We start from the raw sequence: 12,304 nt of genomic DNA on the forward strand, positions 1-12,304 counted from the left end.
TTTCAGCGGGCACTTTCAGGCATACTGCAATTTATAGTTGTGTGTATTGAAGGATGCGATTTCATGCCGAGATTGGGACTTCTTGCTGCAAGTCTCGCTGCCTTGGCGGCAGCAGCCTCTCCGGGATTTGCGGCCGACCTTTATATTCCGAGCGAGCATCACAGCCACGTCTCACCCGCTGCTGATCATCTGAAATCAGGCTCTGGCACCAGGCTGGACTTGCCGGGGACGCTGTCAACCGGCGATCCGGTGGTTGATAAGGCGACCGCGGACCTCCTCGCTTCGGATGCGTTCAAGCCATCCGGTCACGACGCCGCGACACCCGCCGGCAAAGCGGGGTCTGAGCCGCTGTCGAAAGTAGGATCGGACATCGCGGACAAGTCCGCCTCAAGAGCGAGCTCCGGGGACACAGCGAACCAACCACGCAAAACCACATCGGAAACGACCAAGCCGGCCCCCTTGGAGTCCCTGCTGAGCGAAATACCGAGGGTCGGGCATACCGCCCCGAACACGGCCTCCGGCGACGGCGCCTCGACGTCAGGCAAGGCAGCACCGGAACGAGACGCCAGACCAAGTCCGTCCACTGACAAGACGGCTCTTGCCACACCGACCACGAGCACGGGTCCGACAACCACACCCGAGACTCTGGAGAAGACGCCGGCAACTGGCAAACCGCTGTCTGAGTATCGCAATGCCGGTCAGCTGACCTGCGACGTGGCCACTGGCGTCGGCCTGATCATTGGCTCGAGCAGAAAGCTCGACTGCACATTCACTGCGGCCAACAGGGCAACGGAGCACTATGACGGCCACATGGATGTGCTGGGTCTTGATGTCGGTGTCACCGGCAAGTCGACCATGACCTGGAACGTCCTCTCGCCGACCGACCAAAAACTCCCCCAAGGGTCTCTCGCCGGCAGGTATAGCGGTGCCACGGCCGAAGCGACAGCAGGCGTGGGCGTTGGCTCCAAATCCATGCTCACCAACAACAACAGTGGCTTGAAGCTCGAACCGGTCAGCATGCATCAGACCGGCATCGACGTCTCGGGCGGTGCGACCGCGCTAACTCTGAACTACGAACCCAAATAGATCATTCCGCAAGATCTCCGCTGCACCACGCCTGAAACCGCCTATAGTCGCGGCATGGTGCAGCGAAAAATACTGCTCGGTTGGGAGATGGGGGGCGGCCTCGGCCATGTCATTCCACTCCAGCGGATTGGCGAGCGGCTAAAGGCCCTCGGCCATCATGTGGTCTATTGCGTTCAGAACCAAGCCACCGCGCTTAAGGTGGGCATGGACCGCGGCGAGCTGCGCCAAGCCCCCCATTGGACCCACCGCGCGCAGCAGCCGCCTCTTCCTCCCGGCTATTCCGGTTTCACCTTCGGTCAGATCCTGGCGCTCTTCGGCGTCGGCGAACGGGAAACAACGGCGCGGATGCTCCGCGAATGGACGGCTCTCCTTGAAGCCGAGCGCCCGGATGTGGTGGTCAGCGATTTCGCGCCTGGGCTCAATCTCGCGGCGCGCGGCCGATACCCCCTGCTGGTGTTCGGCAACGGCTATACGCATCCCCCCGATCACCTGGACGCCTTTCCTAGGCTCTGGCCCACGGATGCCAAGCCCTATTACGATGAGGCGGCCCTGCTCGAAAGCTTGGACGCTCTGCTCAGCTCGGAAGGTCGCCCGCGGCTTGAACGCTTTCCGGCCATCATGGCCGGTGATGCATCAGCGGTCCGTACATTTCCTCTGCTTGATCCCTATCGGGCGTTCCGCAAGGCGCCGACCCTCGCGCCAATTCTCAGCCATGTACCGAGCCCGATCATGGAGCCCGGCGAGGAGATCCTTTGCAGTATTCTACCCCGTTTCGCGGAGAGCCCTGAGGTCTTGCGGGCTTTGGCGTCCCTCGACTTGCCGGGACGGCTGTTGGCCTCAGCCCTTGGCGAGGGCCTGATTGCCCCCTTTGAGCAGACCCCGTGGCGGATCGAGCGCACCATCGTTGATTTCGGGCCCCATCTTCGATCGTTCCGAATGGTTATTGGCTATGGCGGGTTGGGCCTGACCAGTCTCGCGCTGGCGGCCGGCCTGCCTCAGCTCATTCTCTATACCGATAGCGAAAAGCTGCTGACCGGCCGTGCCCTTGAGCATGCGGGCGTGGCCCGTGCATTCCACTATCGCCGGATTGAGACTGAGACCTTGGTGAAAACCGCCGCCCGGCTCTATGTGGATCCTCAGATCCACGCCCGCGCTCGCGAGCTTGCCAGAGCACATGCCCCCCTTCTGGCCAGCGATCCCATCACCTCTGTTGCCGATATGGTCCAAGGCCTCCTGTCGTGAGTGAAGCCCGATCTGGCCTGTCCTCGTTTTGCCTGCTTTTGGGATAGATTGGGAAACCAATTGGAATCGAGGCGCACATGACGGCCAGGTTTTCCTTTCGCCTTGGTGGCATTCTCGCGATTGTCTTTGCTTCGCTAACGATCGCCAGCGGACGCGCCGCGGCTCATCCTCATGTCTGGATCGAAAGCCGGTCTGACCTTGTGTTGGACGAGCAGGGCAGAGTCACTGCCATCAATGTCGAATGGCGCTTCGATGAAATGTACAGCACGGTCGCGGTCGAGGGCTTGGACGCCAATGGCGATGGCATCTATGAGGCCGAGGAGACGCAATCACTCGCGAAGGAGAACGTCGAGGCCCTCAAGGAATATGACTACTTCGTCTATGCCGAGGCCAATGGCCAGAAGGTGGCCTATGGCGATGTCACCGAATATGGCAACCTCTTCTCGAACGGGGTTCTGACCCTTTATTTCCGCGTGCCATTGCAGCAGCCCATCGATCCTGCGACCACCAAATTCAGCTACTCGATTTACGATCCGTCCTTCTACATTGCCATTGAGCTCGCCAAACAGGATCCCATCCAGATCCTGGGCAAGCTCGCCTCGGCCTGCCATATCGACATTGGCAAGAGCGCCGCTGAGGCTGAGAACTTCCAATATTCTGAGGATTTTTGGGATCAGGAGGCGAATAAGGGCATGGGAGCCATGTTCGCACAACCCATCTCGCTCCAATGCGGTGCTCCGCCCCAGAACGGCTGACGGAGAGAAGACGCGTCAGGCGGCGGCAAATCCCGTCTGGCGCGCCGCGCAATGGCGCCGCGCCGCCTCGCCGAACGCGCGAAAGATCTTAACAGAAATCGGGTTCTGAACGGCTTTGTATTCCGGGTGCCACTGCACGCCCAATGCAAAACACTTGCTGTCTTTGACGGATACCGCCTCGATCGTTCCATCCTCGGCGCGCGCCTCGACCCTGAGCCGCGGCGCGAGTCTGTCGATGGCCTGGCGATGCAGTGAATTCACCATGATCCGCTCGGCACCCACAATGCTGCGCAACAGCCCACCCGGCTCGAGAACTATCGCGTGACGTGGTCCATAGCGTTCGTCGAGGTCATCGACCTGCGGCGCCCGATGATCGAAGCGGCCCTTCAGGCGCTGGATTTCGGTTGCGAGCGTGCCGCCCAGAACGACATTGAGCTCCTGATAGCCTCGGCAGATGCACAGCAGCGGTAGCCCTCGGGCAATGGCCTTGCCGATCAACGGAATGGTCGTGTCGTCCCGCGCCTGATCATAGGGCTCGTAATCCGAATTGGCCGGAGCACCGTAGCGGCTGGGGTGAACATTCGACAGCGCGCCCGTGAGCACCAGGCCATCGAGCCTGTCGAGCAGGGAATCGAGCTCGATCAGCGGCGCAAGAGCCGGAATGACCAGCGGAATGCCGTTGGCTGCTTCCGCGACCGCGCGAACGTATTTGTCGCCAATGGAATGGAACTGCAGTCCATGGTTGTCTGCCGTATCGGCCGGCAAGCCGATCAAAGGTGTCACGGGTCCTACTCCGATGCACGAGCTGCTCAACGGTTAGCACGCCAATGCCTGCTCGTCACTTGACGCGCGCACAGGAATTTGCGCAGTTCCGAATGGCAAGATTAGGAGGCAATGTGGCATGACTTTACCGATTAAGGCATCAGATCTGTTCGATCTCCGGGGCGAAGTGGCGCTGGTGACCGGCGCATCCAGCGGGCTTGGTTGGCGCTTTGCGAAAACACTGGCCGCCAATGGCGCCAAGGTGGTGATCGGCGCCCGTCGCGTGGACAGGCTGCAGGCGCTCGCGGACGAGATTAAGGCCGACGGTGGTGAGGCGCTCGCCATTGCCTTGGATACGAGCGACCATGCCGCGATCCGCAATGCCTTTGACGAAGCGGAAAAGGCGTTCGGTACTGTCACTCTCCTGGTGAACAATGCCGGTGTGTCCGGAACGAAGCCCACGATCAATGTGAGCGAGCAGGATTGGCGGGACGTGCTCTCGGTCAATCTTGATGGCGTCTGGTTCACGGCCCATGAGGCGATCAAGCGCCTGATCGCCGCCGACCGGCCCGGCTCCATCATCAACATTGCCTCGATCCTCAGCTTCCGCGCGTCCAAGACACTCGCAGCCTATGCCGCATCCAAGGGTGCCGTTCTCCAGCTCACCCGCGCGCTGGCTGTCGAGTTTGCGCGGAACCGTATCCGGGTGAACGCGATCGCTCCCGGCTATATCGAAACCGAGCTCAACAGCGACTTCTTCAAGACGGAGAAAGGCGAGTATCTGAAGCGCGGCATTCCACAGCGACGCATCGGCGATCCAAGTGAGCTCGATGGCGCATTGCTATTGCTTGCGGCACCCCGAGCCTCCTCCTTCATGACCGGATCGGTGGTCACCATCGACGGCGGCCAATCCATTTCGCTGGACCATTGAGGCTCCACAGGCGTGAACGCTGTCCCTGCTGGCCGCTGAACGGACTGCTGTGACCCTTTTGTGAATCCACTTACGCGGACGATCGGTGTAGCTGGTGGGCATGATTTTCACGACCCACCAGCTCCTTGACATGATTTGCGCGTCAACTCCGGCCGGGTGGCTGGCTCCGGGTCCGATTTTCTCGCGGCCACGGGTTTCAGGGGCGCGCCGATGACAGTCTCTTTCGCTGCGGCCCTGATGGCGGGCGCAATCAGCTTCTTGAGCCCCTGCGTTCTGCCGCTGGTTCCGCCCTATCTCTGTTTCATCGCGGGAACCTCCCTCGAGGAGATGGCGGATCAGGACCGAACGCCGGAGATCACCGGCCGGATCATGCTGGCAGCTGTGCTCTTCGTGCTGGGCTTTGCCACGGTCTTTGTACTGCTAGGCGCCACCGCTTCCGCCCTTGGGCAACTCGTCCGTGAGCACCTGACCCTGCTTGCCCAGATCGCCGGCGTGGTGATCATCGCCATGGGCCTCCACTTTCTCGGTCTGTTCCGCATTTCTATTTTGAACCGCGAAGCGCGCTACCACCACGAGAGCCGGCCTGCAGGCCTTGCCGGCGCCTATCTTGTCGGCCTTGCGTTTGCCTTTGGCTGGACCCCGTGCATCGGCCCGGTGCTTGCTGCAATTCTTGCCCTCGCCGCTGTGGAGGACAGCGTGGCGCGCGGCGCGCTCCTGCTTGCGGTCTACTCCCTTGGGCTTGGGATTCCGTTCCTGTTATCTGCCGCGGCGATCAGGGCCTTCCTGACCTTCGCCCAGCGCTTCCGCCGCCACCTTGGCCTCGTCGAAAAGGCCATGGGCGGCCTGCTGGTCTTGACGGGCGTCATGTTCTTGACCGGCACCATGACGCAACTCTCCTTCTGGCTTCTGGAAACTTTTCCTGCCCTCGGCCGTATCGGCTGATGGCCAAAGGTCGCAAGCCCGCGCTGCTGAGGGCCATGGACGCACGTCAAATTTTCTGCTTACAACGCGCCCGTGATATCCCTTACCTGCCTTTCGAGGATTTAAGTCCATGAGCCGCATCGTCCACCTGAATGGCGCTTACCTGCCGGAACAGGATGCCAAGGTTTCCATCTTCGATCGCGGCTATGTCTTTGCCGACGGCGTCTATGAGGTGACGGCCGTGATCGACGGCAAGCTTGTCGATTACGCCCCTCATATGGAGCGCCTGGACCGTTCCCTGCGCGAGCTCGAGATTGCCTGGCCTTGCAGCAAGGATGAGCTGCGCGAGGTGCACGAGGAGCTTGCCAAGCGCAACAACGTGGTCGAAGGCGTCATCTACATGCAGGTCACCCGCGGCGTCGCCGAGCGTGACTTTGCCTTCCCCAAGGACATTCCAAGCGCGCTGATGGCTTTCACCCAGCACAAGAAGCTGCTGGACAGTCCCTATGCGGCCAGCGGGGTTAAGGTGATCAGCATTCCGGATATCCGCTGGAAGCGCCGCGATATCAAATCCATCGCCCTCCTGCCCCAATGCATGGGCAAGCAGCGTGCGGCCGAGGCAGGCGCCTTCGAGGCCTGGATGGTGGAGGAGGGCCACGTGACGGAAGGCACCTCGTCATCCGCCTATATCGTGAAGGATGGCAAGGTGATCACCCGCCCCTTGTCGAATGCGATTCTGGCCGGCGTTACCCGCAGGTCTCTCCTCAGGCTCGCCGCTGAGGAGAGGATCGAGATCGAGGAGCGGCTGTTCACCCTCGAAGAGGCGCACGCTGCAGATGAGGCCTTCCTCACCAGTGCCTCCACATTCGTAATGCCCATCGTCGAGATCGACGGCAAGTCGATAGGCTCGGGCAAGCCCGGCCCGATCGCGACGGCTCTGCGCAAGATCTATCTCGAAGCCGCGCGCAGCTAATCAGCAACGGCATCCGGTTAAGGCTCGAGATCGGCCCAAGCCGGATGCCAGCCCTGGCATGGTCCTTGCCTCGTTTCTGGTATCCTTGTGCCACGACGGCACGCATGATCCCAGGGAAGGCGATATGATAAGCGCGGCCCGTGCCGACAACCTCAAGGTCCTTTCGCGATCAGCTGCAGATCGTCACGCGCTCGATCATCCCGCCACGTCATCATCGCGTCCTGCGGTCGTAGCGGACTTGCCGCTCTCTTCCGGGTCATGGAAGCTCGGCGCCTATCGGGACTTCGACAGCATCGAAGCACAGTGGCGCTGCCTCGAGCAGCGCGCCGTAGGATATCCGTTTCAGGAATTCGACTGGCTCAAGAACTGGCACCAGCAGATCGGACGCCCGTCGGGTGCCGAGCCATTCATTCTGACGGTCGCCGATGCAAGCGGCCGCCTCTCGATGATTCTGCCGCTGGTGATCGAGCGGGCGCTGGGCCAAAATCGCCTCGCCCCGATGGGCGACCCGGTTTGCGATTACCATGGCCCCCTCATCACCCCCGCCTTTGCGGCGTTGCTGGACCGGAGGGCCATTCATCTCCTGCTCGAGCGCGCAGTGAAGCTTGCGGGCGTCAACTATGTCCTGCTCACCCGCATACCGCCTCAGCTCGGCGCCATCGCCAATCCTTTCGCCAACCTCGATCTGCACCCGTTCAGCGCCTCGGCCCATGCAACCAGCTTGGGCGATGATTGGGAGAGCTTCTACGCGTCCCGACGCAGCACCAAGACCCGCCGCCGTTTTCGCGAGAAGGAAAAGGCGCTGGCCAAGCTTGGACCGATCCGCTTCGACATCGTGACCGATCCGGCTGAGCGAAAGGCCTTGGCTGCGGAAATGATGACGCTGAAAGCGTCCCAGCTTCAGGCCACCGCCGGCGAATACAATACCTTCGCACATCCCTTTGTACAGAACTTCTTCCGCAAGGTGGCGGGAGACTCGGCCGTCGCCGATGTCTTCATGTTCAAGCTCACCGTGGGTGAGACCCTGGCCGCAGCCGCTGTCGGCTTGGTGAAGGACGGCAGCTTCTTCTACGAGGTGCCCGTCTATCCCGATTGTGGCCTGCAGCGCTATTCGCCGGGCAATCTGCTGCTGCACAAGATTATGGCCTGGGCCATCGACCGAGGGTGCACGCGCTTCGACTTCACCATCGGCGACGAGCCTTACAAGCTCGACTGGTGTGAGCAGACCTGGCACCTCGGCTGCGGCGCCTGGGGCAACGGTCTTGCCGGACGGGTTGGCGCGCAGATGGCGCTGGGCGAGATCGCCTTGAAGCGACACGTAAAACACAATCCCCGTCTCCTGGCGGCAGCAGTCCGACTTCGGAATGTGTGGGGCAGGCTTCGCTCTCCGCGGCATGCTTCTTGATGGCATCTCATTGAGCAGCTCCGCGCGATAAGGAACCCGCGCGGGCTGCAGGCTCAGGATCATCGAAATGGCGGCCCCAGCACTGTCTCGCCCCACATATTCTATGTCTCCCCGGATAGGCGCGGCGCCAAGTCCTGTGTCCGGCGGTCTTCGCCCGGCGCGGGACCATCACGCCAGCAGTGAGGATGCTCTTTCACCGCTCGCGCCCAAAGAGGTCCGCCTCATCGCCCCCGATCGCTGGGACGAGCTCGCGTCCACTTTCCGTGATGTGGTGCCGGAACAGACCGCCGCCTATGCCTGTGCGCGCTGGGGTCGTGACCGCGTGCGGTGTCTGGCAGTGTCCGAGAACGGACAGGTGATCGGCGGAGGACTGCTGGTCGATTTCAATCTGCCTGTGCTGCAGCGCGGGCTCTCGGTCCTCAAATTCGGGCCGCTTTGGCGCATGTCTTCGCAAGACGATGATCCGGATCGGCTGAACGCGGTCATCCATGCCTTGCAGAGCCATGTGGCCGACATAGAGAAGCGCTGTCTCATTATGATACCATTGCCGGACCCGCTCAGCCCGGGCCACATGGCCGATGCTCTGTTGGCGGCGGGCTTCCAGCATCGGGGCAGCATTCCCGATCCGGCCCGCTATCTCGTCAATCTGGGCATCGACCTCGCGGCCCAGCGCTCCAGCTTGCATGGCAAATGGCGCTACAATCTCAAGAAGGCGCAGAGCCAGAACCTCGAGATTGCGATCGTGCCTGGTGATGAGGGTCTTGCGACCTTCATGCAGCTTTATGATGCGATGCTTTTGCGCAAGCGGTTCGATGATCATTCGGGCATAGACGCCCTGCCCGCCCTGGTGACCGCCGCCGTGCCAAGCTTGCGACCTGAGATCGTGATTGCCCGCCTCGATGGGACGCCAACCGCGGGAGCCGTGATCTCCCGCGCCGGCGACCGGGCAATGTACATGTTTGGCGCGACCGACGACCGGGCGCTGGGGGTGAAGGCCGGCTATGCCTTGCACTGGTGGATTCTCGAGCATCTCACCGGCAGCGGACCTCTTTGGTATGATCTCGGCGGGGCCGAAGGCGACCCTGGGCTCGCGCAGTTCAAGCGCCAATTCGTCGGGGCGAAAGGGATAATCACCGAGCGACTTGACGAATACGCCTATGCCACAGACCCGATCAGCCGGGTCGCGGCCTTCAGCATCTTCGGCTTGCGCAACGCGAAACGGCGCTGGCTCGCCCGTTCGGAGCGCGCCGCGCAATGAAACCGATCAGTAGCTCTCGGCTGCTTACCCTCTCCGCCAGCCTGATCGGCGCCCGGATTGCAGGAGCCGGCCTCACCTTCCTGACCCAGATCCTCATCGCCCGCTGGCTCGGTGCCGACACCCTCGGCCATTATGCCGTGGCGATGTCGCTGGGCGGGGTCCTGGCGATCGTCGCTGCGGGCGGTTATCCCTCGATCGCGCAGCGCTATATCGCCCGTTATCGCGTCGATGAGCGCGCCGATCTGACCACTGGCTTCACGAGTTCCGGCCTGCGCGGCATTTTCCTCAGCTCTCTGGTGCTGATTGCGCTCACCTGGACCGGACTATGGCTCTTCCAGGGTGACCGCAGCCCGGATTATACTTTGGCCCTCGCCATCGGTGCCCTTGCTGCGCCCGGCATGGCCATGCTGAATTTCCACGGCGCCGTGGCCAATGCCTATCGCAAGCCGTTTCTCGGCTTTCTGCCCGACACGCTGCTCCGCCCAATGCTGTTCATCGCCGCGGTCGCCCTCGCCGAACTGGCACTCTCGTCGGTCATCTCTGCCATGGAGTTGATGGCGATGAACCTTGGCGTCGCGGTCTTGGCGGCTCTGCTGCAATGGGCGCTCATGCGCCGAGAGGGCATCCTCGCCGGCCGCCACGCGCCACGCACCCGGGAAAATGCCACGTGGCGAAAATCGGCCGTGCCGCTCGTCTTGATCGTGCTCTTCACCAACTACTTCATCGACGTGGATATTCTCCTGCTCAGCACCCTGCTGACACCTGAGCAGATCGCCGTCTTCAATATCTGCGTACGTTTCACCGCCTTCATCGTGTTCGCGCTGCATTCAGTTAACCAGATCGCGCTGCCCGACCTTGCTGATGCTCATGCGCGCACCGACAGGAATGGCGTGATGCAGGCCCTTGGACGCGCCAATTTCGCCGGCGTCGGCCTTGCCGTCGGCGCAACTGTGCTGCTTGCTCTCTTCGGAAATTCCATTCTCAAGCATATCGGGCCTGAATTCGCGGGAGGCTATAAGCTCCTTGTGCTCTTGTCCTTCGCACAGATCGCCCGCGCGAGCCTCGGCACCGCCTCCGTCCAGCTGCTCACGGTGACCGGCCATCAGACAAAGGCGCTCCCGGCCCTCGGCGGAGGAATGCTTGCGCTCGTTGTCCTGAACTTTCTCCTCGTGCCCCGGCTGGGCCTCGAGGGGGCGGGCATCGCCATGCTGGTCACGATTACAGGCTGGTCGGCAGCTTTGGCGGTGGTCGCCTATAAGGTGACGGGCTATGATGTCACCTTCTGGACACCGCTGCGGCAGCTTGCGGCTCGGCACTTGGTGCGGCACGCCTGAGGCTCGCCGTTTCCCCCTGGACCGGCCCGCTCGGCCTGCCCCAAAAGCGCCGCAACACTGTCCTGTTAATGCCGAACCATGCCCGTCGCGATGGTCTGTCCGCAGCCGCGTGAAGGTGGTATTCGTCGGGTAGAATGAGCAGCCGAGGCCCCAAGCATGACACCAAACGCCGCGCCGGCGATACAGGATCTGGGACAGCTCGATGGGGCGCTGCTGATCTTCGGGGGCGTGGATGGCAATCTCGATGCCCTCGAAGCCCTGCTGAAGTTCGCAGCGGAACGTGGCATCCCTTTCACCCGGATGATCTATACGGGCAGCGTGGCCCCCTTCTGCGCCGAGCCTGTGGCTTGCGCCCAGCAATTCGCCGAACTGGGCATAGCGGCGGTCAAGGGGTCCTTTGAGGTCGATGCACCACAGCTCGCGCAAGGCGCCGGTGTGGTGGATCTCTCCGAAATGGTCGCGCCGGGATGGAAGCGCATCCTCGAAGACGGCTTACCGCCTGAGCTGGCCGATTGGATGGAAGCCCTGCCGGCGGAGCTGGTGTTTAGCCTCGGCGGCTACACCTTCCGGGTGGTGCATGGCGGAGTGACCAGCATGGAGAAGCTGCTCTTCCGCTCCTCGGCCGGCCCCGCATTTCAGCCAGAGCTCAGCGTCTCCACGACCGATGTGGTCATTGCTGGCCGCTCCGGCCTGCCCTTTACCCGTCTTTTCTCTGCCAGCGATGGCCCGGGACAGGCCTGGCACAATCCCGGAAGCCTGGGCCTTCCCCCCAATGATGGAACACCACGCGTCTGGGCCTCCATGGTGCGGTCTGCGTCCTCGGGCCTCGTCTTCGACCATATGCCGATCGCCTATGACCACCGCACCGCCGCCAATCGGTTGCGGCGGCAGTGCGGGGATGAGGTCTTCTCTCGCTGGATCGAATCAGGCCTGTGGCCCAGCCTCGATGACCTGCCGCAGGGAGAACGCCGTCGCCGCGGCAAGCCGATCGAGCCTCATCGGGTCACCTTTGGCTTGGGAGACGAGCGGACGCAAGAAAGGCCGGAAGCACGCTCTTGCGATGGCAACCTAGCCTAGGTGCGCTTCGTGAAGATGCGGCTCAACGTGCTGAACGGCCTGTATCGGCCCGTGCGGGCCATGTTCCACACCCTGCCCGTCTGAAGGGTGGCCGAGACTGGCTTCCCCATTGCGCCACTGCAGATTGGGAACGGCACGGTCGAGAAAATCCGGAAGCTCATGATCCGGCCCTGAGATGGAATGCAGGGCATTGATGAACTTGAGCTGGTCTTTCAACGGCGTCGATTCCCAATTCTGCGACCAGACGCTTACCTGGGCCTTTTCGCCAGACCCGAGTGGGCGGTATCCCTCTGGCGGCTCCGGCACAGTATTGAGAAAGTTGAACGCTTCGATGAAGCGATTCTCATAAACGGGGCTGTACCGGCCCAATTCCTTTAGAAACGAGACCTTCTGCCCATCTGTGAAATCCCACCAGTGATTCCGCGTGTATTCCTGATGTTCGAACAATGGCCCGACCAGGCGAGGCGGAAGCGTCTCGAGGGGAATGATCCGATCGTAGACAATATTTTCCAGAATGACTTTCAACGCATTCATGATCTATATCACTTACTGCCGCAAAC

Annotated in this window: 12 protein-coding genes; 10 read left to right on the plus strand and 2 right to left on the minus strand. The window is 61.9% G+C overall.

Features of this window, described 5'->3' with window-relative positions; all coding sequences use genetic code 11:
* Positions 1–63: 63 nt before the first annotated feature.
* The 3 genes from RCF49_RS08200 to RCF49_RS08210 all read left to right on the plus strand — a co-directional run bounded on the left by RCF49_RS08200 (position 64) and on the right by RCF49_RS08210 (position 3,083).
* Entirely contained in the window at positions 64–1,086 is a 1,023-nt protein-coding gene (locus RCF49_RS08200) for a DUF992 domain-containing protein (protein ID WP_342643536.1), read from the plus strand.
* Between the two features lie 54 nt (positions 1,087–1,140).
* A complete protein-coding gene (locus RCF49_RS08205; protein ID WP_342643537.1) occupies positions 1,141–2,328 on the plus strand; it encodes a glycosyltransferase in 1,188 nt (395 codons plus the stop codon).
* Between the two features lie 77 nt (positions 2,329–2,405).
* Entirely contained in the window at positions 2,406–3,083 is a 678-nt protein-coding gene (locus tag RCF49_RS08210) for a DUF1007 family protein (RefSeq protein ID WP_342643538.1), read from the plus strand.
* 15 nt (positions 3,084–3,098) lie between these two features.
* On the opposite strand, the gene RCF49_RS08215 is transcribed toward RCF49_RS08210, so the two are convergent.
* Positions 3,099–3,866, minus strand: coding sequence for a gamma-glutamyl-gamma-aminobutyrate hydrolase family protein (locus RCF49_RS08215; RefSeq protein WP_342643539.1), 768 nt, complete (start codon positions 3,864–3,866; stop codon positions 3,099–3,101).
* Between the two features lie 118 nt (positions 3,867–3,984).
* Here RCF49_RS08215 and RCF49_RS08220 point away from each other — a divergent pair, with 118 nt between their 5' ends.
* From RCF49_RS08220 to RCF49_RS08250, 7 genes are all read left to right on the plus strand, one after another.
* The gene (locus RCF49_RS08220) at positions 3,985–4,776 is read left to right on the plus strand and encodes an SDR family NAD(P)-dependent oxidoreductase (protein ID WP_342643540.1); all 792 of its coding nucleotides are present in this window, start codon (positions 3,985–3,987) and stop codon (positions 4,774–4,776) included.
* Between the two features lie 210 nt (positions 4,777–4,986).
* Positions 4,987–5,718 (plus strand): cytochrome c biogenesis CcdA family protein, encoded by a 732-nt coding sequence (locus tag RCF49_RS08225; RefSeq protein WP_342643541.1) that lies wholly within the window; start codon positions 4,987–4,989, stop codon positions 5,716–5,718.
* 109 nt (positions 5,719–5,827) lie between these two features.
* Positions 5,828–6,670: a D-amino-acid transaminase gene (locus tag RCF49_RS08230; RefSeq protein ID WP_342643542.1), complete on the plus strand. Its 843-nt coding sequence runs from the start codon at positions 5,828–5,830 to the stop codon at positions 6,668–6,670.
* 124 nt (positions 6,671–6,794) lie between these two features.
* The gene (locus RCF49_RS08235) at positions 6,795–8,075 is read left to right on the plus strand and encodes a GNAT family N-acetyltransferase (RefSeq protein WP_342643543.1); all 1,281 of its coding nucleotides are present in this window, start codon (positions 6,795–6,797) and stop codon (positions 8,073–8,075) included.
* Positions 8,076–8,211: 136 nt separating this feature from the next.
* A complete protein-coding gene (locus tag RCF49_RS08240) occupies positions 8,212–9,333 on the plus strand; it encodes a lipid II:glycine glycyltransferase FemX (RefSeq protein WP_342643544.1) in 1,122 nt (373 codons plus the stop codon).
* Positions 9,330–10,667: a lipopolysaccharide biosynthesis protein gene (locus tag RCF49_RS08245; protein WP_342643545.1), complete on the plus strand. Its 1,338-nt coding sequence runs from the start codon at positions 9,330–9,332 to the stop codon at positions 10,665–10,667. The genes RCF49_RS08240 and RCF49_RS08245 overlap by 4 nt, the downstream gene beginning before the upstream one ends.
* A 156-nt stretch (positions 10,668–10,823) precedes the next feature.
* Positions 10,824–11,744 (plus strand): metallophosphoesterase family protein, encoded by a 921-nt coding sequence (locus RCF49_RS08250; RefSeq protein WP_342643546.1) that lies wholly within the window; start codon positions 10,824–10,826, stop codon positions 11,742–11,744.
* On the opposite strand, the gene RCF49_RS08255 is transcribed toward RCF49_RS08250, so the two are convergent.
* Entirely contained in the window at positions 11,736–12,278 is a 543-nt protein-coding gene (locus RCF49_RS08255) for a hypothetical protein (RefSeq protein ID WP_342643547.1), read from the minus strand. The two genes, RCF49_RS08250 and RCF49_RS08255, sit on opposite strands and share 9 nt — an antisense overlap.
* Between the last annotated feature and the right edge of the window lie 26 nt (positions 12,279–12,304).

The sequence above is a fragment of the Rhodoligotrophos sp. CJ14 genome (assembly GCF_038811545.1).
GTDB classification, from domain to species: domain Bacteria; phylum Pseudomonadota; class Alphaproteobacteria; order Rhizobiales; family Im1; genus Rhodoligotrophos; species Rhodoligotrophos ferricapiens.

Excerpts from the sequence above, each read along its gene's own strand:
- RCF49_RS08235 (WP_342643543.1), top strand. The coding sequence starts at position 6,795 with ATGATAAGCGCGGCCCGTGCCGACAACCTCAAGGTCCTTTCGCGATCA.
- RCF49_RS08255 (WP_342643547.1), bottom strand. The coding sequence starts at position 12,278 with ATGAATGCGTTGAAAGTCATTCTGGAAAATATTGTCTACGATCGGATC.
- RCF49_RS08250 (WP_342643546.1), top strand. The coding sequence starts at position 10,824 with ATGACACCAAACGCCGCGCCGGCGATACAGGATCTGGGACAGCTCGAT.
- RCF49_RS08210 (WP_342643538.1), top strand. The coding sequence starts at position 2,406 with ATGACGGCCAGGTTTTCCTTTCGCCTTGGTGGCATTCTCGCGATTGTC.
- RCF49_RS08225 (WP_342643541.1), top strand. The coding sequence starts at position 4,987 with ATGACAGTCTCTTTCGCTGCGGCCCTGATGGCGGGCGCAATCAGCTTC.
- RCF49_RS08245 (WP_342643545.1), top strand. The coding sequence starts at position 9,330 with ATGAAACCGATCAGTAGCTCTCGGCTGCTTACCCTCTCCGCCAGCCTG.
- RCF49_RS08200 (WP_342643536.1), top strand. The coding sequence starts at position 64 with ATGCCGAGATTGGGACTTCTTGCTGCAAGTCTCGCTGCCTTGGCGGCA.
- RCF49_RS08230 (WP_342643542.1), top strand. The coding sequence starts at position 5,828 with ATGAGCCGCATCGTCCACCTGAATGGCGCTTACCTGCCGGAACAGGAT.
- RCF49_RS08205 (WP_342643537.1), top strand. The coding sequence starts at position 1,141 with ATGGTGCAGCGAAAAATACTGCTCGGTTGGGAGATGGGGGGCGGCCTC.
- RCF49_RS08220 (WP_342643540.1), top strand. The coding sequence starts at position 3,985 with ATGACTTTACCGATTAAGGCATCAGATCTGTTCGATCTCCGGGGCGAA.